This window comes from Streptosporangium sp. NPDC020145, from assembly GCF_040631275.1.
In the GTDB taxonomy this organism is placed as follows: domain Bacteria; phylum Actinomycetota; class Actinomycetes; order Streptosporangiales; family Streptosporangiaceae; genus Streptosporangium.
Window position 1 is genome coordinate 17,086 of the sequence record NZ_JBEXZT010000003.1, and the last position, 20,351, is coordinate 37,436.

Sequence of the window (20,351 nt, forward strand, 5' to 3'; positions counted from 1 at the left end):
CTCACGCATCGGACAAACAGCACGATATGCCTAATCTCAGGTGCCTCACCTGAGAGCCGGGGACCCATGCATCTGGGGTGAACCACTTCGGTGGAAGGGCTTCCTCCAGCCCGAACCCGTCAGCTAACCCGGTCGGCGTGAGGAGAGGAGAGCTGTGACGGCTCTGTCCCCCGCTTTCCATCGACGTACGGCCGCCGCCTGCCTGGCCTCGGCCCTCACCTTCGCCTTCGCCCTCGGCGGCACGGGAACGGCGGGCGCCGCGCCGAAGCCCGACGAGTCCCGGCTCCGCGCCGAACTGACCCAGCTCAACAAGAAAGTCGACCGGCTCATCGAGGCGTACGCCGCCAAACGGGAGTCGTTGAAGAAGGCGCAGGAGGCGGAGAAGGTCGCGCAGGCCGACCTGCGCCAGGCGGAAGCGGCCTACGCCGAGGCGGGCAGGGAGGTCGCCTCCATCGTCCAGATCCGTTACCAGAACGGCCCCCTCGACCTTCCCTCGATCCTGTCGGCCCCCGAGGTGGGCGGCGCGGCCGTCATGGAACAGCTGACCGCCCAGCAGATCGCCCAGTTGCAGGGCTTCGCCCGGAGCCGGGACCTCATGAAACAGGCCGCGGACAGGACGGCCCAGCTCTCCAGGCAGATCGAGCAGGAGGCCAAGACGGTGCAGGTTCAGCGTGAGGACGCGGAGAAGGTCATCCGCGTGATCGAGGACAAGCTCGAACAGCTCGTTCCCACAGGCTCGGGGCGCCGCTCCGACGGCAGCTGGGCACCCCAGCTGCCCACCGGGTCCGACAACATCACCGACCGCACGCGGATCATGCGCGAGGCCGTCGGACAGGCCTTCCAGCTGCCCCACGAGGTGGGCTGCTACCGATCGGCGAACGACGGGGGCGAGCACCCCCTCGGCCGGGCCTGCGACTTCATGATGAGCACCGGCGGGTCCATGCCCACCGCGGCCAACGTCAAGCTCGGCGACGAGCTCGCCGCCTGGGCGCTGAAGAACAGGGACAGGCTCGGCGTCAAATACGTCATCTGGCGTCAGCGCATCAACACCGGTTCCGGCTGGCGTGCCATGTCCAACCGGGGCGGTGTGACCGCCAACCACTACGACCACGTGCACATCTCGATGTACTAGAGAAGATCGGACCCCGCGGCGGTGCGCTCGATCGAGCCGGCCGCCCTGGACCTGGTCGAGTGGATCCGAGCCACCGGCTGGACCGCGCCCACAAACGTGGCTGGTTCCTGAGCCTCCGGCCGCCATCGTGCCCACGGTCTCGGCGCTCTGGGCGCGGCAACGCATCCGCCAACGGTTGAAGTGGTCACGAAGCTCCCGAGGCGATCTGGGGCCGACACCGGCACACTGGTCGTCGAGAGGCCGCCGGTCGACGGCGAGGTAAAGATCCACGTCCAGGAGGCCCCGGGGCGGCCTCAGGTTCTGCCCGCGCTCGTCTTCCCAGCACAGCCGGGCGCCCAGGTCGAGCGCCGCCCTTTATCGCCGGCCACTCCTCGACGACCCACGAGGTGATCACCCCCTCGCCGCGCTCAACAGCCCGCTGCGCAGGGATCTGCGGACTCCAGCCCAGGCGGTGCAGAAGACACGACACCCCACGCAAGGTGTGGCGGACGTGAAACAACACCGCGATCAGGTCGGCGATTCGGACCGGCGTCCAGCGCTGGTCCTCCACATATCCGTGCGCGGCCGGACCACGCTCCAACCCGGCCCGCAGCCGCTGCAGGCGCCGCTCGTCCAGCCGGCACCTCTCCCCACCCGGCCCCTTGGAGGCCAACGCCTCCATGCCACCTCCCTGCCAGGTGTGATTTCACCGACCAGCATTCACACAGTCAGAAAAAGACTTTCCGCCACTACCGATCGCGCTGCTCATCCGGGCTTCGATGAAGGCGCCGGCCTCGTGCTTCCCGTACGCCGGCCGGGTCCCGAGACGGCGGTGGGCGCAAAACCGTTTGCCTCGCGTGGCGGGCTCAGGGAACGTGGTGTTCATGGCGCCATGTCCATGACGCTCTGACGGACAGCGCCCCGCCACTCCGAGACGCCACGGCGTCAACGCGCCCCGCGGCGCTGTCAGCCTGCCCCTTTAAGGGAAGAGAGCCTTTTGTCGCAACAACGCCCCCCGCTGCCGTCCACGGCCGCAGGCCCGGCCACCGTCGCCGTGTTCGCCTCCCCCGAGAGCTGGATCGAGTCCGACGCCCTCACGCAGTGCCACCAGGTGGCCGCCCTCGACGGCATGACGCACGTCGCCGCCATGCCGGACCTGCACCCCGGCAAGGGCGCCCCCATCGGCGCCGCCATGGCGTCGACCGTGCTGTACCCGTTCCTGGTGGGCTCCGACATCGGCTGCGGCATCGCCGTGTTCCCCATGAAGCTCAAGCGCGCCGTGCCCGAGAAGCTCGCCGCCCGCTTCCCCGACCTCGATCGCGCACTGGACCCCGAGCACGACGCCGACGATCCGGCCTGGGCCGTCGTGGAGGGCGACATCCCCGCCGGTCACGTCGAGGGCCTCGGGACGGTCGGCCGGGGCAACCATTTCGTCGAGCTGGCCCGGATCGGGACCGTCTTCGACCCCGGCCACGCGAGCCGTCTCGGGCTCGCCGCAGGCGACCTCGTCCTCGTCGTCCACAGCGGTTCCCGGGGGCTGGGCGAACGGATCCTGCGGGAGCACACCGCGGTCCACGGCGCGGGCCCCGCCCCCGATCCCGGCGCCTACCTGGCGATGCACGACGACGCCGTACGCTGGGGATCGCTCAACCGGCGGTTGCTGGCGGCCCGGGTCGCCCACGCTCTGGGGGCCGAGCCCGCCGAGCCGTTCCTCGACCAGTGCCACAACCTGGTCGAGGTCCGCGACGGGGTCTACCTGCACCGCAAGGGGGCGGCACCGGGTGACGGCCGTGACGTGCTCATCGCCGGTACCCGAGGCACCCCCTCCTATCTCGTGGCCGCCCACGCCGGGCCGGACGCCAACCATTCCGTCGCGCACGGCGCGGGCCGCAAGATGTCGCGTGCGGACGCCCTGCGCCGGGGCCGGGCCAAGCACACGGTCGAGGAGCTGCGCCGCACGCCGGTGGGCTCGCTGGTGGTGTGCGGAGACCGTCAGCTCCTCTTCGAGGAGGCGCCGACGGCTTACAAGCGCATCGAGCAGGTGATCGCCGACCTCGTCGGCCACGGCCTGGCCACGCCCGTGGCCACCACGGTCCCCCTGGTCACCTACAAGACACCCGACCTCGGGTCCGCGCCCCAGCGGGACCAGCGCCGCAGACGAGGCCGGCGGTGAGGCCGAGGTGAGCGTCCACCTGCTCCTGTCGGCCGGACGTGGCCCGCAGGAATGCGCCTGGGCCCTGGCCCGGCTGCTGCGCCGCCTGGAAGTCGACGCCGCCCGGCAGAACCTGGAGACCCGCCGGGTCCAGGTCGTTCCCGGCGACCGGCCCGACACCTACCGATCGGTCCTGATCCAGATGTCGGGAGCCGGTGCCGAGACGTTCGCCGCCTCATGGACCGGAACCCTGTGCTGGCAGGCCGCCAGCCCGTACCGCACCGGCACGGGCCGGAAGAACTGGTACGTCATCGCCCAGCCGTGCCAGGTCGACGCCCCGCGCACGACGTTCACCGAGGCGGACGTCGACGTCGTCGCCTGCCGTACCGGCGGCCCCGGCGGTCAGCATCGGAACAAGGCAAGCACGGCGGTACGGGCGACCCACCGGCCCTCGGGGATCGTCGTCGTGGTCGACACCGAACGGCAGTTCAGCCTCAACCGCCGCATCGCCATACGGCTGTTGCGGCAGCGCATCGAGGACGGAGACGAGACGGCGGAGCGTGCCGTCACCACCGCCCGCTGGCACGTCCACGACGAGCTCGTACGCGGCGACCCCGTCCGTGTCGAACGTCCGGAGACGCCGGAGCGGAAACCGGCCCGCCAACGGCCGTGACGGCCTGCCCGAGGTCAGCCCACGGCCGTCTCCGCGATGGCCTCCGCGATGAGCCGGTCGAGATGTGTCAGGTCCGGCGGGTGGGCCACGCTCTCCTCCGCGAAACGGGTGAGCAGCCTGGCGAAGACCTCCCGGTCTCCCTCGTCCCAGTCGGCGATCAGGCTGTCCACGTAGGCTCGCCTGGAGGCGACGACCACCTCAAGCACCCGTCGGCCTCGCGGGCTCAGCCGCAGCCTGGCCCGTCTGGCGTCCACCTCGGACTCCTCACGCTCGACGAACCCGGCACCGACCGCGTCGTTGACCAGCCTGCTCGCGGTGGAGGGGTCGACGTCGAGCTGTTCGGCGACGGCCCCCACCGTCACCTCGGGAACGCTCAGGTTCAGTTTGTGCACGGCGTGCACGACCATCACGTTCGACATCTGCACCGCCCGGTGCTGATCTGCGGCCCGGCGCGGACGCAGCGGCCGCGCCCAGATCCTGCGCAGCCTGAACAGCGCCACGTCGATCGCCGCTCCCGGCGTTACGTCCCTCACGACGCAACCTTACCGGTGCGCACGACCGGGTTCCCGGAAGGATTCAGCCGGCCAGACGGACCGGGTTGACCAGGTCGGCGTACATCAGCAGACCGGCCATGATGACCATCACGAAGGCGATCGCGTAGGTCAGCGGAAGCGCCTTGGCGATGTCCACGTGCCCGGGCGTGGGACGGCGGGTCACCCGCGCGAAGGCCCGCTTGAGGCCCTCCCACAGACCGCCCGCGATGTGCCCGCCGTCGAGCGGGAGCAGCGGGATGAGGTTGAACAGGCCGATCGCCAGGTTGAAGCCCGCCAGCAGGTTGATGAAGGTGGCGACCTTGTTCTCCAGCGGGGCGGAGGAGGCGGCGATCTCACCGCCGATACGGCCCGCCCCGATGATGCCGATCGGGCCGTTCTTGTCGCGCTCCTCACCGGAGAAGGCGGCGTTCCACACACCGACCATCTTCTCGGGGAAGCGCATCAGCGAGCCCGCTGTCGCCGCGGTGAGGTTCCACATCTGGGTGGTCACCGAGCCGATGCCCTGCCGTTCGATGACCGTCGTGGGGCTGACACCGAGGTAGCCGACCCCCTTCTCGATCTTCCCCGGCACGTCCAGCGACTCGCGGTCCTGGGCGATGAGGGTGGCGTTCAGCGTGACCGCCTGCCCGCCCCGCGTGATGCCGATCGCGACCGGTCCTGCGCCGTGCCCCCGGATGGCCCGGGTCGCCTCCTCCCAGGTCGGGGTCGACTTGCCCGCCACGGAGACGATGACGTCACCGGGCCGCAACCCGGCCGCCGCGGCGGGACTCGCCGGGTCGGCGGAGGTGCACTTGGGGTTCTTGGTGTACTCGGCGGTGGTCTTGACGCACTCGGGGACCGCGTCGACCCGGTTCGTCAGGACGCCGACGCCGAAGCCCATCAGCACGACCGCGAACAGCACGAAGGCCAGCACGAAGTTCATCGCGGGACCACCCGCCATGACGATGACCTTCTGCCACCACGGTTTGCGGTAGAAGACCCGGTTCTCGTCGCCCGGCTTGACCTCTTCGAGAGCCACGTCACGGGCGTTCTCGATCAGGGCGCGCCACGGGCCGGTCGAGACCGCGCGCAGCTTGTTCGGGTCGTCGGCGGGCCTCGGCGGAAGCATGCCGATCATCCGGATGTAGCCACCGAGAGGGATCCACTTGACGCCGTACTCGGTCTCGCCCCTGCGCCGTGACCACATCGTCGGGCCGAAGCCGACCATGTACTGGGTGACCTTGACCCCGAACAGCTTGGCCGGGACCAGGTGGCCCACCTCGTGCAGCGCGATCGACGCCATCAGTCCGAAGAAGAAGACAGCGATCCCGAAGAGCCAGCTCACAGGTTCCTACCCCCCGGTCGCGGAGCCGCGGACAACGCCCCCTAAGAGATTAGCCGAATTATCGCGGTTCCAGGCGTCACGGGCGAACGTCCCCACGTTCCGCCCCTTGCGCGGGCCTTGCCGAGCGGAGAGACTTCGTTGACAGTGAGCGACCGCTCGGTGACCCAGCGAGAGAGCTGTCGAGGGGGCGAACGTGATCGGGATCCTGGTTGCCGAGCACCGGCCGGTGGTCCTCCGGGGCCTGGTGGCCTCGCTGGAGGGCGAGGCGGGCATGAGGGTCGTCGCGGCGGTCGGCACGGGAGACGCCGTTCTGCCCGCGGTCCTCGAACACCGCCCCGAGACCGCCGTCGTCGATCTCGACCTGCCCGGCGCCGACGCCTTCGCCGTCACGCTCGATCTGCACGCGCGGGCCCCTGGCTGCGGGGTTCTGCTGGTCTCGCACCGCCCCAGGCCCGGTCAGGTCCGCCGGGCCTTCGCCGCGCACGCGCTCGGGCTCATGAGCCTGGGTGTCAGCCCGGAGCAACTCGCCTCGGGGGTTCGCAGGGTCGCGGCCGGGCAGCGGGTCGTCGATCCCGAACTGGCCGTCGCCGCCCTGGAGATCGCGGAGAACCCGCTGACCCGCAGGGAGATGGACGTGCTCAGGCTGGCCGCTCTCGGAGCGCGGTCCAACGAGATCGCCGACCAGCTCTTCCTCTCCGTTGGAACGGTCCGCAACCATCTGTCGCGGATCATGTGCAAGACCCGGGCCCGCAGCAGGCTCGACGCCGTACGCATCGCCAGCGACTCAGGGTGGCTGTGAGCCCTCGCTCAGGGACGCCAGATGAGGATCAGCGCGCAGTCGTCGTTGTGCCCTGCCGACATGGAGGAGACCAGGCTGCGGGCCCCGCTGCGGAAGCCTGAGGGAAGCAGTCGTTCCGCCTCCCCGAGCAGGCGGTCCAGCCCCGCGTCGATGTCGCGCCCCGGCTGCTCGATCAGCCCGTCGGTGTAGAGCATGAGGGCGTCACCCTTGCGGAGCATCCCCCGGTCGGGCTCGCAGTGCAGATCGGGGACGATGCCGAGGACCACGCCCTTGGCCGGGGAGACCCGCCAGGCGCCCGCCCCCGAGTCGAACTTGACCACCGGAGGGTGACCCGCCGAGGTGATGACGTACTCGCCGGTGGCGAGGTTGAGCCGTACGTGCACGGCCGTGACGAAGCCCTCGGCCTCGCGTTGACGGTGCAGGTAGGTGTTGCACGAGCCCAGGAAGTCGGAGACGGAGCCGAGCAGACCGCCGAAGGTCCCGGAGAGCATCAGCGCCCTGGTCCCGGCGTCGACCCCCTTGCCCGAGACGTCCACCAGGGCGAGTTCGACCGTGTCGCCCTCACGCATGGAGACCAGGAAGTCACCTCCGAAGGAGGAGCCACCCGCCTGGGTGAGCACGACCCGTGAGTCCCATCCCTTGGGCAGCCTGGGCAGCTCACTCTGGCGTTTGAGCCGGTCGCGTAGTTCGAGCAGCATCGCGTCACCGCGCAGCCCCTGCACGCCGAGCTTGCCCCTGGTGCGGGCCATCAGCGTGGCCAGCACACCGGTGAAGCCGAAGGTGGCCATCAGACCGGGGCCGATGTGCCTGAAGCCGAGGGCGATCCCCACGTAGAGCAGGCAGGCGGCGACCGCGCACAGCAGCTTGACCAGGCTGCGGAGCCTGAGCTGCAGGCCGCCGACGAGGGTGATCGGGATCATGAGCGCGGGTGAGAACCACTCCGCGGAGACCCTGGCCGCCAGGCCACCGAGCACCAGGGTGAGCACGGTCAGCGTGACGAGCAGGTTACGGTCACGGGCCAGCGGCCCGCGGCGCAGAAGCCGTACGAGAGGGACCAGAAAGGGCACCCTCACCAGGAACGCACGGAGCGCCGGAGGTATCAGCGGCACCGGACGGGAACTCATGATGCGCTCGACTGTATCGGCCCGCACCCCGTTTGGGCAGCCCACTTGACCAATGCCTTGATCATTAAGGACGGATATTGAATGGCCGGGAGGGTTTGTCCGCCATACCGTAGGACAAATGAGCCTTAACCTGCGTCCCCTGACCGAAAACGATTACCCGGCGTGGATCCGGACCGACGAAGAGGCCTTCGGCAATCCCATCCCTCCGCACCGGCGTGAGCTGTTCAAGGAACTGATCGACTTCGACCGGTCGCTCGGCGCCTTCGACGGCGAGGAGCTCGTCGGCGCCACCTGCATCTGCGGTTTCACGATGACGGTGCCCGGCGGGCCGGTCCCGGTCGCGGGTATCACCGCTGTCGCCGTACTGCCCTCGCACCGCCGCAGGGGCGTCCTGTCCGGCCTGATGACCCGCCAGCTCGGCGCGCTCCGCGAGCAGGGCGAGGCGATCGCCGCCCTGTACGCCTCCGAGGCCGCGATCTACGGACGTTTCGGGTACGGCCGGGCCTCGGACAACCTCGCCTTCGACATCCCCACCCACAGCTCGGCCTTCGTCAGGCACGCCCCGGTCGATCCCTCGCTGCGGCTGCGCGTCGTCGACCCCGTGGCGGCCAGGAGCGTCTTCGAGAAGGTCTTCGAGGCCCAGCTCGACAGCCGTCCCGGGCTCTACGCCCGCACACCGGCCCGCTGGGACACGTTCCTGTCGGACCAGGAGAGCGATCAGGGCGGCGCCGGCCCGCTGCGCGCCGTGGTCGTCGAGGACGACGAGGGTCCCCGTGGCTACGCGATCTTCCGGATCAAGCTGGCCTTCACCACCCATGACGTGCCGGACGGCGAGTTGCGGCTCAAGGAACTGGTCGGCCTCGACCCGGCCGCCTACGCCCTGCTCTGGCGGCACGTTCTCGACCGTGACCTGGTCTCCCGGGTCAGGACGGCCCAGCGTCCCCCGGACGACCCGCTGATCCACCTGCTGGCCGAGCCCCGCCACCTCAACGCGGCGTGGATGGACGAGCTGTGGGTCCGTCTCGTGGACGTCGAGCGGGCGCTCCCCCTGCGGCGTTACTCGGCGCCCGTGGACGTGGTGATCGAGGTCGAGGACACGGTCTGCCCGTGGAACGCGCGCCGCTGGCGGCTGTCGGCCGACACTCGGCAGGCCCGATGCGTTCCCGCTGACGACGCCGAGGCCGACGTGGTCCTGCCGGTCTCCGTACTGGGCGCGGCCTATCTGGGCGGGCGTCCGCTGGCGGCGGTGCAGGCCGCCGGGGTGGTGCGCGAGCTGCGGGAGGGAGCGGTCAGGCAGCTGTCGGCCGCGATGTCGTGGGACCCGGCTCCCTGGTGCGGACTGATCTTCTGAGCCTCCCCCTGCGTCGCGACGCGGGTTAGGGTGAGGCATGGCACTGCAGAGCTTGCAGATCAACGCGACCGTCGCCATGCGGGCCAGGGACGTCTCCCGGCCGACGCGTGAGCAGCAGGAGGCCGCCGACAGACGGCCCCTGCGGGATGAGACACAGCGCGGACAGGCTTCCGCACGCCGCCGGGCCTCCACGTCGAGGCCCGGGGAGGAACGTCAGGGCAGCGGCGGAAGCTGACCGATCGTCTCGTAGGACGTCAGCTGGGCGATCCTGCGGTTGTGCCGCTCCTGACCCGAGTAGGGGGTGGTGAGGAACAGCTCGACGAAGCCGACCGCCTCCTCCTGCGTGTGCATCCGGGCGCCGACGCTGATCACGTTGGCGTTGTTGTGCTCGCGGGCGAGCTTGGCCGTGTCCTCGCTCCAGGCCAGGGCCGCGCGGATGCCGCGCACCTTGTTCGCCGCGATCTGCTCGCCGTTGCCCGAGCCGCCGATGACGATTCCCAGGCTGCCCGAGTCGTCGGCGACGCCCTGCGCCGCGCGCAGCACGAACACGGGATAGTCGTCCTCGGCGTCGTAGACGAACGGCCCGCAGTCCGTCACGTCGTGGCCGTGCTCCTTGAGCCAGGAGACGAGATGGTTCTTGAGGTCATAGCCGGCATGGTCGGCACCGATGTAGACACGCACAGGCCCAGTTTCGCAGGTACGGCTGGCCGCCTCGACCCCCACCCCGGATAAGGTAACGGTCGGCATACCGCTTCAGCCCTTACAAGAGAGAGTCCTCATGCGTGACATCCGAGTGGTCGGCGACCCGGTCCTGCGTACGCCGGCCGAGCCGGTCACCGAGTTCGACCGTGATCTGCGCCGTCTGATCGACGAGATGTTCGACACGATGTACGCCGCGCAGGGCGTCGGGCTCGCCGGTCCTCAGATCGGCGTCTCGAAGCGGATCTTCGTCTACGACTGCAGCAAGCGCAAGGGGCACGTGATCAACCCCGTGCTGACCGTCGACGACGACGCCGAGGTCCTCGAAGAGGAGGGCTGCCTGTCGATCCCCGGCAAGGACAGCGGCACCCCGATCTACGCCGGGACCCCCCGCGCCGCCGGAGTCACGGTGCGCGGCCTCGACCGGCTCGGCCGCCCGGTCCAGATCAAGGCCAGGGGCATGCTCGCGCGCTGCTTCCAGCACGAGACCGACCACCTCGACGGCATGCTGTACGTCGACCGCCTCGCCAAGGACGCCGCCCGCAAGGTCCTTCTCCAGGCTCGCTGAGCGCGCCCGCCCCTCAGGGGGAAGGCTCAGCGGAGGGGCGGCGGCGAAGGCGAAGGAGGGGCCAGGACATCAGGCCGAGCCCCGCGGCCAGCAGCAGGACGACCACGATCCACTCGTTGGAGCCGCCTTCGCCGTACACGTGGCCCTGGCGGCCTGTGTCGAACGCCCTGACGGTCTGGCCGGGGGTGAAGGTGTCGCGGTCACCTCCGTAGAAACCGACCTCCGGCCGGACGACCCGGCCGCCTCTGAACTCCCCCGTCCAGGTGCACTGCTCGTGGCCGGGGTGGGAGACACACTCGACCCGCCTGGCGGTGAAGGTGCCCCAGGTGCCCACCCCGCGCAGCGCCGCCAGGGCGGGACCGAGGTTCTGCGCGGCCAGCACCACCAGCAGCAGTCCTCCGGCGACGATCACCAGGTCGAAGGCGGTCAGACGTGTGGTGCCCAGTCTCATGCGGCGCCCTCCGGCAGAGGCGATGCCTTACGTGCAGGTCCTTACGAATCCTTCCGGAGGGTTTTACCCAGGATGTCCCTTGCTGACCGTCCGATACCGGACATCGGCCTACAGTTGGATCGCCTTGGTCTCCAGGAACTCCTCAAGCCCGGACTGGCCCAGTTCCCTGCCGATACCTGACTGCTTGTATCCCCCGAAGGGTGCGAGCGGGTTGAACCTGCCCCCGTTGACCGTCACCTGGCCCGCGCGCAGCCTGCGCGCGACCGAGAGCGCGTGCTTCTCCTCCCCCGCCCACACCGCGCCCGCCAGGCCGTACGGCGTGCCGTTGGCGATGGCGACGGCCTCGTCCTCGCCCCGGCTGTAGGGGACGATCACCAGGACCGGGCCGAAGATCTCCTCCTGCTCGATGACCATCCCGGGCTCGACACCGGCGAAGACCGTCGGCTCGACGTAGAAGCCCTGCTCACAGGGGTTGTCGGTGCCGCCCGTGACCAGCCTGGCACCCTCCTCCTCACCCCGGTTGATGTAGCGCACGACCCGCTCACGCTGCGCGGCCGAGACCAGGGGACCGAGCCGGGTGCCCTCGTCGAAGGGGTCGCCCACGGTGTGGGCCTTGGCGATCTCGGCCGCCAGCCAGACGGCCTGGTCGTACTGGTCGCGGTGGACGATCATGCGGGTCCAGGCCGAGCAGGTCTGGCCGGAGTTGAGGAAGGCGTTGGCCACGGTCGCCTTGACCGCGGTCTCCAGGTCGGCGTCCGGCAGCACGACACTGGCCGACTTGCCGCCGAGTTCGAGGGTCACGCGCTTGACGGTCTCCGCGGCCAGGGCCGCGACCCTTCTGCCCGCCCTGGTCGAGCCGGTGAAGGAGACCATGTCCACGTCGGGATGGGTGACCAGTGCCTCACCGACGACCGGGCCCCGGCCGCTGAGCATGTTGAAGACCCCGCGCGGCAGCCCGACCTCGTCGAGGATCTCGGCCAGCGCGAACACGGCCAGCGGCGCGACCTCGCTGGGTTTGAGCACCACCGTGCATCCGGCGGCCAGGGCGGGGGCGACCTTGGCCACGGCCTGGTGCAGCGGGTAGTTCCACGGGGTGATGGCTCCGACGACCCCGGCGGGCTCTCTCAGGACAAGGGAGTTGCCGACCCTGCCGCCCTCGAAGTCGTAGCTCTCGGCCAGTCCGGCGTAGGAGGACAGCACCTCCGCGGGCAGGAGCGTCTGCACCCGCGTCGCGATGCCGTACGGGGTGCCCACGTCGGTGGCGATGACGCTCGCGATCCGGTCGGCGCGGTCCCGGATCAGGCCGGCCGCGGCGTTCAACAGGCGGGCCCGTTCCGCGGGAGCCGTGGCCGACCACGCGGGCAGGGCCTCACGGGCGGCGGCGACGGCGACCTCGACGTCGGCGGGGGAACCCGCGGGAACGCGGTCGATCGTCTCCTCGGTCGCGGGATTGACGACGTCGAACCCCTCGCCGGACGCCGACGGCCGCCATGCTCCGTTCAGGTACAGATGACGCATGTCTCTCATCCTCGCGCGAGTGGTGGCGGGACGAGGGCTCCACGGGCCGCGTCCGTCCGCCTTCGCGACGAGCGTACGGCCAGGCGCTCCCCCGAGTGGGGAATCCTTGAGATCCATGAGAACTCGTGACATCCGGGCGGCGCGCGTCCCGCCGGGCCGGGAGACGGCGGGACGCCGGACCGGCCGGGCTCAGTCGAAGATCGGAGGCCGGGTGCGGGAGCGCTTGAGCTCGAAGAAGCCGTCGATGCCCGCGACGAGCCTGACGCCGTCCCAGAGTTTGGCCGCCTCCTCGCCCTTCGGGGCCGGAGAGACGACCGGACCGAAGAAGGCGACGTCCCCGACGGCGATGACCGGGGTGCCGACCTCCTGGCCGACCCGGTTGATGCCGTCGTTGTGGGAGGCGCGCAGGATCTCGTCGAACTCCTCGGAGTCCATCGCGTCCGCGAAGGCCCGCTCAAGCCCGGCGGCCTCAAGGGCCTCCTCGACGGTCTCGCGGAGGCTGTCGAGTTCCTTGAGCCTGCCCTGGTTGTGCAGGCGTGTGCCGAGCTCGGTGTAGAGCCTGCCGACCGTCTCCGAGTCGTACTTGTCCTGCACGGCGGCGACCACGCGAACCGGGCCGATGGCCCTGGCGATCATCTCGCGGTAGGTCTCGGGGACGTCCTTGTCCTCGTTGAGGATGTTGAGGCTCATGATGTGCCAGCGCGGCTCGATGGGCCGCACCTTCTCCACCTCCAGCAGCCAGCGGGAGGTCATCCATGCGAAGGGGCAGAAGGGGTCGAACCAGAGGTCGACCGGAGTGCGCTCAGTCATCTCTCAGCTTTCTGATCGTGAGGGCTTCGCACAGCGACAACCCGCATCACCGAGTTTCCTATTCCTACGACGGGTTATCACCTTGACCGGCCCCTTTATCCCCGAACATGATCGACAGTCGACTCCCAGGCCGGCGGGGGCGACGATCCAGGGCCTCACGTGGCAGGATTCAGGCACCCCTTCGCAACGAAGCGGGGGAATTTGTTGACGAGGGAGCGGTAGTGGCAGGCAATCTGACCCGTGACGAGGCGCGGGAGCGCGCACGGCTGATCAGCGTGCAGTCGTATGTCGTGGAGCTCGATCTGACCGAGGGAGACGAACGCTTCGAAAGTATCACCACGGTTCGCTTCACCGGCACCCGTCCCGGCGCGGAAACCTTCATCGACCTGGCGGGGGCCAAGGTCAGGAAGGCCGTGCTGAACGGCGTCGAGCTCGACGTGGACACCTACGACCCGGAGACCGGACGGCTGCCGCTGCCGAACCTGGCCGAGAGCAACGAGCTGCGCGTCGACGCCGACTGCTCCTACATGCGCACCGGGGAGGGCCTGCACCGCTTCGTCGACCCGGTCGACGACAGCGTCTACCTGCACAGCCAGTTCGAGACGGCCGACGCACACCGGATGTACGCCTGTTTCGACCAGCCGGACCTCAAGGCCACCTTCGAGCTGACCGTGCTCGCCCCCTCCTCCTGGGAGGTGATCTCCAACGCGGCGCCCGAGTCGGCCGAGGAGCTCCAGGAGCACAGCGGCCGTCACGGCACACTCCAGGCCGCCAGGCGCTGGCACTTCCCGCCGACCCCGGCGATCTCCACCTACATCACCGCGCTGTGCGCCGGGCCGTACCACAAGGTGACCTCCGAGCACGACGGCATCCCGCTCGGCCTGTACTGCCGGGCCTCGCTCGCCGAGCACCTCGACGCCGACAACCTCTTCGAGGTCACCAGGCAGGGCTTCGACTTCTTCCACCGGGTCTTCGGCATCCGCTACCCCTTCGGCAAGTACGACCAGCTGTTCGTACCGGAGTTCAACGCGGGCGCGATGGAGAACGCGGGCTGCGTGACCTTCCTTGAGGACTACGTCTTCCGCTCGCGCGTCACCGACGCGATCATCGAGCGCCGTGCGGAGACGATCCTGCACGAGATGGCGCACATGTGGTTCGGCGACCTGGTGACCATGCGCTGGTGGGACGACCTGTGGCTGAACGAGTCGTTCGCCACCTACGCCTCGGTGCTGTGCCAGGCGGAGGCGACCCGCTGGGGCCAGGGCGCCTGGACGACGTTCGCCAACGTGGAGAAGGCCTGGGCCTACCGCCAGGACCAGCTGCCCTCGACGCACCCGATCGCCGCCGACATCGTCGACATGCACGCCGTCGAGGTCAACTTCGACGGCATCACCTACGCCAAGGGCGCCTCGGTGCTCAAGCAGCTCGTCGCCTACGTGGGCCTGGACAACTTCCTGGCCGGTGTCCGCGACTACTTCAACGAGCACGCCTGGGGCAACACGACGCTCGCCGACCTGCTCGGCGCGCTTGAGCGCACCTCGGGGCGCGACCTGTCCTCCTGGTCGAAGGAGTGGCTGGAGACCTCCTGGGTCAACACGCTGCGTCCGTCGTTCACCACCGACGCCGAGGGGCGTTTCCTGGAGTTCGACGTGCTGCAGGAGGCCCCGGCCGACTACCCGACGCTGCGTTCGCACCGCGTCGCCATCGGCCTGTACTCCCTGCGGGAGGGCGCCCTGGTCCGCACCCGGCGGGTCGAGCTCGACGTGGTCGGCGCCCGCACCGCGGTCGCCGAGCTGGTCGGTGAGCCCCAGCCGGACCTGGTCCTGATCAACGACGACGACCTGACCTACGCGAAGGTCAGGCTCGACGGGCGTTCGCTGCAGACCCTGGTCGACGGCGGCATCGCCAGGTTCACCGAGTCGCTGCCGCGCGCCCTGTGCTGGTCGGCGGCGTGGGACATGACCCGTGACGCCGAGATGTCCACCCGCGACTACGTCGCGCTGGTGAACTCGGGCATCGAGTCGGTCAAGGACATCACCGTCGCCCAGACGGTGCTGCGCCAGGCGCGCCTGGCCGTCCAGCAGTACGCCGACCCGTCCTGGCGTGAGGAGGGCCTGGCGTCGCTGGCCGCGCGCCTGCGCTCGCTCGTCGCCTCCGCCGAGCCCGGCTCCGACCACCAGCTCGCCTACGTCAACGCCCTGTCGGCCGTCGCCTCCAACGAGGAGGACCTGGCCTTCCTGAAGGGCCTGCTCGACGGCTCGGCCACCCTCGAAGGGCTGACCGTGGACGCCGACCTGCGCTGGACGCTGGTCCAGGCCCTGGTGTCCGCGGGCGTTCTCGGCGAGGAGGACATCGCGCGGGAGCTGCAGCGTGACGCGACCGCGACCGGTGAGCGCTCCGCGGCGCTGGCCAGGGCCGCGATCCCGACGCCCGAGGGCAAGGCCGCCGCGTGGGCCGCCATCACCGAGGGCGGGCTGAGCGGCGCCCTGCTGCGTTCGACGATCCTGGGCTTCGTGGACCCACGCCACCCGGACCTGCTCGACCCGTACGCGGAGCGCTACTTCGAGGAGATCGGCGGGATCTGGAAGTCCTGGACCTCCGACAGCGCCCAGAACTTCGCCAACGGCTGCTACCCCATCCTGGCGATCTCACCGGAGACGGTGGCCAGGACCCAGGACCTGATCTCGGAGAGCCAGCCTCCGCAGGCACTGCGACGGCTGCTGCTCGAGGGCGCCGACGGCATCAGTCGTGCCCTGCGCGCCCAGGCGAAGGACGCCTCCGCGGCCTGAGCGACCGGGTTCCGCGTGACGACCCGACGCCCCTCGTCCTCGTTCGATGAGGGGCGTCAGGTGTCAGGGCAGGATGTGGCTTCGCGTTTCGAGCAACGCCAGGTGCTCGGTCGTCACCAGGTCGTGCCGCAGCGCGAGGGACACCAGCGCGACGCGTCGCCAGTCGGGCCTCACCGGCCGCTCCGGCATCCTCACCTGGAGCTTCACCCTGGCGAGATAGTCGATGTGAAAGTTGACCGCGGAACGGCCCAGCCCGAGGTGGGCCAGCCGGATGATGATCTCCGGAATGGTCGGGACGACGCCGCAGAGCGGATCGCGCAGCCGTGGTTCACAGAGGGCGACCAGGATCAGGAAGTAGGTCGCGGTGGCGTCCAGCGGAACGGTCTGCGCCGTCTCCCGCTCGCGTCTGGGGGCGTCGGGGCGGAGAAGGACGTGTTCGGGGGCGAACACCAGGAACGACGCCATACCTCCTGACGGGTCCCCGGACAGCCGTACCCTGCCCAGCTCGAAGGGGATCGGGGCGCGCATCCGTCCCGCGGGCACCCTGACGAACTCACCGTCCCCCTCCGGGGTGTCCACCACGTAGGTGGAGCGGCGGCTCAGGTTGGAGATCGTCCAGTAGTCGTCAACCGCGTCGATCCGTCCGGCGAGCCGGGAGACGGAAAGGTCGGGCAGCACCAGGTCGACCGCTCCCCTGCCGAAGGTGACATGCTCGCCGGGAGCGAGCTCCAGCACCTGCTCCCCCCTCTGGACGAGGATTCCTGAAAGCTTACGGATACTCACGGTGACGATCCTCGCGTACCCGGTGACCCTCCGCAGAGGAAAGGGGAGGAAAACGGGACCGCGAGCCGCGCCGCGAGATGCGCTGACGCACGGTCATTGCATGGTAACGATGAGTGCATGGAAGTCCCCCCGACCATCGGCCGCTACCGCGTGGAGCGGTTCCTCGGCCAAGGCGCGTTCGCCACGGTGTGGCTCGCGCATGACGACGACCTGAGCGCTCCCGTCGCGGTGAAGGTGCTGGCCGCCCACTGGGCCGACCACCGGCGGATACGCAGGCGCTTCACCCAGGAGGCCCGGATGATCCGCAGGGCCGACTCCCCTCACGTGGTGCAGGTCCACGACGTCGGCGCGCTGCCCGACGGACGGCCGTTCTTCGTCATGGGCTACGCCGACCGCGGCACCCTGCGCGACCGCCTGGCCGTCGGCCCCGTGCCGTGGGCGGAGGCGGTCGAACAGGTGCTCCAGATCGCCGCGGGGGTGGCCGCGCTGCACGACAACGGCATCGTCCACCGTGACCTCAAGCCCGCCAACATCCTGGTCCGCTCCCTGCCCGCCGGCGGGGAGCGGCTGCTCGTCGCCGACCTCGGCATCGCGGGTGAGCTCGCCCAGACCTCCGGGCTCACGGTCGGCGGCGGCACCCCCGGCTACATGGCGCCCGAGCAGCTGCGGCCCGGCTCCCTCCCCGACGAACGCGCCGACGTGTACGGCCTGGCCGCGGTGGCCCACCACCTGTTCACCGGCGGGCCGCCCGGCGGGATGGCGGGCTCCTTCCCCGGCCCCGTCGGCGACGTCGTCGCCCGGGGACTCGCCGACGACCGCGCGCAGCGGTGGCCGAACGTCCGTTCCTTCGCCGCGGCGCTGGCCCGGGCCGCCCGTGAGGAGGCCTCCTCCCCGGGCGGCGAGACCGCGGACGGCACACGGGTGCGGGAACGCGCACGACGTGTCCCCTTCAGGCCGGGGTGGCGTCCACCGGTCGCGCTCGCCCTGGCCGCGGCCGCCGTGGCCGGAGGTGTCGCGCTGGCCCTGACCAGGGACGACCAGGACTACGGACGGTGGCTGCGGCCGGACGCCGACCTCCCGGGGCGTTACCGCGCGGCCATCGTCGAGGCGGGCACCTGGTGCACCGGTGTCCCCGGCCTCAGCCCCGCGCTCGTCGCCGCGATGCTCAAGGCGGAGAGCGGCTTCGACCGTGACCTCGCCGACGCCACCGCCGGCGAGTACGGCATCGCCCGCTGGACACCCGACGTCCTGGCCGCCTACCTGCCGCCGAACTACTCGCGATCGCCCCTGGCCGGGGCGATGGACCCGGAGATCGCCATCCCCGCGATCGGCAGGTTCCTGTGCACGCTCGGCCCCCGGATACGGGACGTGCCCGGCGACCCCGCGCTGAATCTGGCCGGTCTCTACCGCAGCTCGTCCGATGCCGTACGGCAGGCTGGAGGGGTGCCCGCGCGGTGGCGTGAGCACGTCGCCAGGGTCGGCCTCTATCTGAGGGCCTATCTGCCCCTGACGGGTTCCCGGTCACTGCCCCGTGGTCTGGTCGGCCGCCAAACGATGATAAGAATAGGCACTTCCTGGAAGGACGCCGAAAAGCCATATTTTGCGCAGTACGACATCGCCGTCGTTCACCGACCGTGAAAGGGTGATCAAGTGGAATCGGCCCGTGATCTGCTCGTGTCCCTGGCCCGGAGGTACGCCTTCGCCGACGTCGGGGCACTCGCGGCGGACGTCGTGGCCGGGGCGGACGAGATCGAGGCGGTGTGCGAGTTCGGGCAGCGGCTCATGTCGCTGGACGCGGAGGACTTCGCCGCCGAGGCGCGGTCCGTGCCCGCGGACCTGAGGCGGCGGGCACGGGCGTGCACCATGCCGCAGACACCGAAGGAGCAGCCGCGCGGAGCGCTTGAGTCACTGCGCCCGGCCTACGCGCTGCTGCTCGAAGTGATCGCGATCCGGTGGCACAGGCGTGAGCTGAGCCCGATGGTCGCCGCGCTGCACATCGCCAGCGAGTATCTCCCGCTGCTCGCCTTCGAACCGGTGCTCGGCAACGCCGGCGACCCGGCTCGCTGGCCGCCCGGGCTGGCCGCGCCGGGCAGTCGTTTCGGGGTCATCGGCGAACGCGAGTGCGACCACACCAAGGCCGAGCAGTCGGCGGCCAACCGGACCCTGCGGGTCGCCGGGGAGCCGGGGGAGGGCTGGCGGGCCTACTTCGACCGCCAGCACAGCCAGGTCGCGGGCGCGCTCGCCACCTGTGTCGCGACCTGCCGCACCCCGTGCTCCGCGATGGAATGGATCGAGCCCTCCCGCCGCGATGACCTGTCCACGCGGGCGAGGGTCGCGCTGACCTTCGCCGACACCCCCCTCGTACGGCTGCGCCACGCCGCCCCCGTCGGTCACGGGTTCGGCGTTCCCTCTCCCGAGGAGGTGCTCGACGCCTGGGAGCGCAGCCGTACGATCCTGGCCAAGAACGAGATCGGCAACACCGCGACGGAGGACGACGGCTTCCCGCTCGCGGGCCTGCCCAGCCTGTTCTCCGCGATCGCCACCGCTCCGACGACGCCCTCGACGCTCCTGTCGGACATCAGCACCCACCTGGTACGGCTCCTGCGCTCCTGAAGGCCCTCAGGCGCCCAGGATGGCCTGGCCGACGGCGACGGCGAACAGGCAGCAGGCCGCGGCCACGAGGAACAGGAGCATCCCTCTGCGGATGTAGCGGTCCTTGGCCTGCGCCACGGCGCCGAGCCTCCTGATCCGCAGCACCAGGTCGTCGGCGCCGGCCCGGGTGTCCTGGCCGCCCAGTCTCGCCCACAGCTCGGCGAGGGCCTCGTCGGAGAAGGCTCCGCGCGACCTGCCGCTCCGCGTCCGGTCCTCGTCCTCCTGCCGGACGGGCGGGCTCCAGGTGTGCAGACGGCCCGCGTACGAACGGCGGCGCTCGATGCTCCTGCCCGCGAGTCCCGAGCTGAGCGGATGCAACGCGCCGACGAGCATCACCGCGCCCATCGTGCAGAAGAACGCTCCCGTCCACCACAGCCACTCCACCTGGCCGGGCAGGACTCCCGGTTTCAGCATCCCCGCGACGACCGCGGCGAGGACGGCCGCGACCAGCAGCGCGACCGCCTTCCGGTTCTGCCCTCGGTTGTCCGCGCGCACCTCCGCCAGGACCTCGTCGAGATAGGAGAGCACCTCGTCCCTCTCCTGGGCCACCTCGCCCTCCCGTGGGACGCCTTGGGAATCACGCCCGATCTTCAGCACGCCCGCATTATCCGAGAACTCACCTGCGCCGGGAAGCCAGATCGGCGAGCATCCACATTCCTGTGACAAGTCCGCCGACGAGGTTGCCGCCACCGAAGGCCGTCGCCATCGAGACCGCGGCGACGCGGCACTCACCGTCGCCCAGTCTCAGCCTGGCGACGGGACCGGTGACCACCTCGACCGCCCTGGCGTCGGGATCGACGAACACGAGCACGGCCGTGTCCGCCTCCTCCCCCAGCGCGGCGTGCAGCCGTTCGGAGAAGTGGCGGCGCGGCCCGAGCGCGGGGCCGAGGTAGACGGCGAAGCGCAGGCCGCTGCGGCGCTCCGCCACGCGCATCGCCTGCCGGATGTCACGGGCCTGCGTCGAGGTGAGGCCACCGACCGTCAGCATGTCCT

General features: G+C 70.4%; 21 protein-coding genes and 1 riboswitch. Of the genes, 10 read left to right on the forward strand and 11 right to left on the reverse strand.

The genetic code is table 11. From position 1 onward, the window contains the following. The first annotated feature begins 17 nt into the window (after window positions 1-17). Window positions 18-152, forward strand: a riboswitch (cyclic di-AMP (ydaO/yuaA leader). Between the two features lie 2 nt (window positions 153-154). Beyond that, window positions 155-1,132, forward strand: a complete 978-nt coding sequence (locus tag ABZ463_RS05545) for a hypothetical protein (protein ID WP_362773333.1) — start codon at window positions 155-157, stop codon at window positions 1,130-1,132. 184 nt (window positions 1,133-1,316) lie between these two features. Here ABZ463_RS05545 and ABZ463_RS05550 read toward each other — a convergent pair whose 3' ends face one another. Beyond that, the gene (locus ABZ463_RS05550) at window positions 1,317-1,793 is read right to left on the reverse strand and encodes a winged helix-turn-helix domain-containing protein (protein WP_362773336.1); all 477 of its coding nucleotides are present in this window, start codon (window positions 1,791-1,793) and stop codon (window positions 1,317-1,319) included. Between the two features lie 315 nt (window positions 1,794-2,108). Between ABZ463_RS05550 and ABZ463_RS05555 the strand changes: the two genes are divergently transcribed. Both ABZ463_RS05555 and prfH read left to right on the forward strand, forming a co-directional pair. Next, the gene (locus ABZ463_RS05555) at window positions 2,109-3,284 is read left to right on the forward strand and encodes an RNA ligase RtcB family protein (RefSeq protein WP_362773339.1); all 1,176 of its coding nucleotides are present in this window, start codon (window positions 2,109-2,111) and stop codon (window positions 3,282-3,284) included. Window positions 3,285-3,291: 7 nt separating this feature from the next. Further along, window positions 3,292-3,936 carry a peptide chain release factor H gene (gene prfH, locus ABZ463_RS05560; RefSeq protein WP_362773343.1) on the forward strand — a complete coding sequence of 215 codons (645 nt, stop codon included), beginning with the start codon at window positions 3,292-3,294 and terminating at the stop codon, window positions 3,934-3,936. Between the two features lie 14 nt (window positions 3,937-3,950). Here the strand turns inward: prfH and ABZ463_RS05565 are convergent, their stop codons facing one another. Together ABZ463_RS05565 and ABZ463_RS05570 are read right to left on the reverse strand one after the other, a co-directional pair. Further along, window positions 3,951-4,469: a MarR family winged helix-turn-helix transcriptional regulator gene (locus tag ABZ463_RS05565; protein WP_352010708.1), complete on the reverse strand. Its 519-nt coding sequence runs from the start codon at window positions 4,467-4,469 to the stop codon at window positions 3,951-3,953. A 43-nt stretch (window positions 4,470-4,512) separates the two neighbouring features. Continuing rightward, the gene (locus tag ABZ463_RS05570) at window positions 4,513-5,814 is read right to left on the reverse strand and encodes a site-2 protease family protein (protein ID WP_352010707.1); all 1,302 of its coding nucleotides are present in this window, start codon (window positions 5,812-5,814) and stop codon (window positions 4,513-4,515) included. 193 nt (window positions 5,815-6,007) lie between these two features. Between ABZ463_RS05570 and ABZ463_RS05575 the strand changes: the two genes are divergently transcribed. Beyond that, entirely contained in the window at window positions 6,008-6,613 is a 606-nt protein-coding gene (locus tag ABZ463_RS05575; RefSeq protein WP_352010706.1) for a response regulator transcription factor, read from the forward strand. A gap of 8 nt (window positions 6,614-6,621) precedes the next feature. Here the strand turns inward: ABZ463_RS05575 and ABZ463_RS05580 are convergent, their stop codons facing one another. Beyond that, window positions 6,622-7,737: a PP2C family protein-serine/threonine phosphatase gene (locus ABZ463_RS05580; protein ID WP_352010705.1), complete on the reverse strand. Its 1,116-nt coding sequence runs from the start codon at window positions 7,735-7,737 to the stop codon at window positions 6,622-6,624. Between the two features lie 118 nt (window positions 7,738-7,855). Between ABZ463_RS05580 and ABZ463_RS05585 the strand changes: the two genes are divergently transcribed. After that, window positions 7,856-9,088, forward strand: a complete 1,233-nt coding sequence (locus tag ABZ463_RS05585) for a GNAT family N-acetyltransferase (protein WP_362773349.1) — start codon at window positions 7,856-7,858, stop codon at window positions 9,086-9,088. Window positions 9,089-9,125: 37 nt separating this feature from the next. After that, on the forward strand, window positions 9,126-9,323 hold the full coding sequence (locus tag ABZ463_RS05590) for a hypothetical protein (protein WP_352010703.1): 198 nt from the start codon (window positions 9,126-9,128) through the stop codon (window positions 9,321-9,323). Here ABZ463_RS05590 and ABZ463_RS05595 read toward each other — a convergent pair. Next, a complete protein-coding gene (locus ABZ463_RS05595) occupies window positions 9,302-9,769 on the reverse strand; it encodes a ribose-5-phosphate isomerase (protein WP_352010702.1) in 468 nt (155 codons plus the stop codon). The two genes, ABZ463_RS05590 and ABZ463_RS05595, sit on opposite strands and share 22 nt — an antisense overlap. A 97-nt stretch (window positions 9,770-9,866) precedes the next feature. Here ABZ463_RS05595 and def point away from each other — a divergent pair, with 97 nt between their 5' ends. Then, entirely contained in the window at window positions 9,867-10,355 is a 489-nt protein-coding gene (def, locus tag ABZ463_RS05600) for a peptide deformylase (RefSeq protein WP_352010701.1), read from the forward strand. A 13-nt stretch (window positions 10,356-10,368) separates the two neighbouring features. Here the strand turns inward: def and ABZ463_RS05605 are convergent, their stop codons facing one another. The 3 genes from ABZ463_RS05605 to ABZ463_RS05615 all read right to left on the reverse strand — a co-directional run bounded on the left by ABZ463_RS05605 (window position 10,369) and on the right by ABZ463_RS05615 (window position 13,134). After that, window positions 10,369-10,806 (reverse strand): hypothetical protein, encoded by a 438-nt coding sequence (locus ABZ463_RS05605; protein WP_362773354.1) that lies wholly within the window; start codon window positions 10,804-10,806, stop codon window positions 10,369-10,371. 108 nt (window positions 10,807-10,914) lie between these two features. Then, window positions 10,915-12,324: an aldehyde dehydrogenase family protein gene (locus ABZ463_RS05610; protein ID WP_362773357.1), complete on the reverse strand. Its 1,410-nt coding sequence runs from the start codon at window positions 12,322-12,324 to the stop codon at window positions 10,915-10,917. 189 nt (window positions 12,325-12,513) lie between these two features. Continuing rightward, on the reverse strand, window positions 12,514-13,134 hold the full coding sequence (locus ABZ463_RS05615; protein WP_352010698.1) for a disulfide bond formation protein DsbA: 621 nt from the start codon (window positions 13,132-13,134) through the stop codon (window positions 12,514-12,516). Between the two features lie 221 nt (window positions 13,135-13,355). Between ABZ463_RS05615 and pepN the strand changes: the two genes are divergently transcribed. Further along, the gene (gene pepN, locus ABZ463_RS05620; protein ID WP_362773360.1) at window positions 13,356-15,923 is read left to right on the forward strand and encodes an aminopeptidase N; all 2,568 of its coding nucleotides are present in this window, start codon (window positions 13,356-13,358) and stop codon (window positions 15,921-15,923) included. A 63-nt stretch (window positions 15,924-15,986) separates the two neighbouring features. On the opposite strand, the gene ABZ463_RS05625 is transcribed toward pepN, so the two are convergent. Then, complete coding sequence (locus tag ABZ463_RS05625) at window positions 15,987-16,706, reverse strand: winged helix-turn-helix domain-containing protein (protein ID WP_352010696.1); 720 nt, start codon at window positions 16,704-16,706, stop codon at window positions 15,987-15,989. A 117-nt stretch (window positions 16,707-16,823) separates the two neighbouring features. Here ABZ463_RS05625 and ABZ463_RS05630 point away from each other — a divergent pair, with 117 nt between their 5' ends. Both ABZ463_RS05630 and ABZ463_RS05635 read left to right on the forward strand, forming a co-directional pair. Then, on the forward strand, window positions 16,824-18,344 hold the full coding sequence (locus tag ABZ463_RS05630) for a serine/threonine-protein kinase (protein ID WP_362773364.1): 1,521 nt from the start codon (window positions 16,824-16,826) through the stop codon (window positions 18,342-18,344). 12 nt (window positions 18,345-18,356) lie between these two features. Then, a complete protein-coding gene (locus ABZ463_RS05635) occupies window positions 18,357-19,319 on the forward strand; it encodes a hypothetical protein (protein ID WP_362773367.1) in 963 nt (320 codons plus the stop codon). A 6-nt stretch (window positions 19,320-19,325) separates the two neighbouring features. Here ABZ463_RS05635 and ABZ463_RS05640 read toward each other — a convergent pair whose 3' ends face one another. Continuing rightward, on the reverse strand, window positions 19,326-19,955 hold the full coding sequence (locus tag ABZ463_RS05640) for a hypothetical protein (RefSeq protein WP_352010693.1): 630 nt from the start codon (window positions 19,953-19,955) through the stop codon (window positions 19,326-19,328). A 19-nt stretch (window positions 19,956-19,974) separates the two neighbouring features. After that, the gene (locus ABZ463_RS05645; RefSeq protein ID WP_352010692.1) at window positions 19,975-20,346 is read right to left on the reverse strand and encodes a DUF5130 family protein; all 372 of its coding nucleotides are present in this window, start codon (window positions 20,344-20,346) and stop codon (window positions 19,975-19,977) included. Window positions 20,347-20,351: the final 5 nt, after the last annotated feature.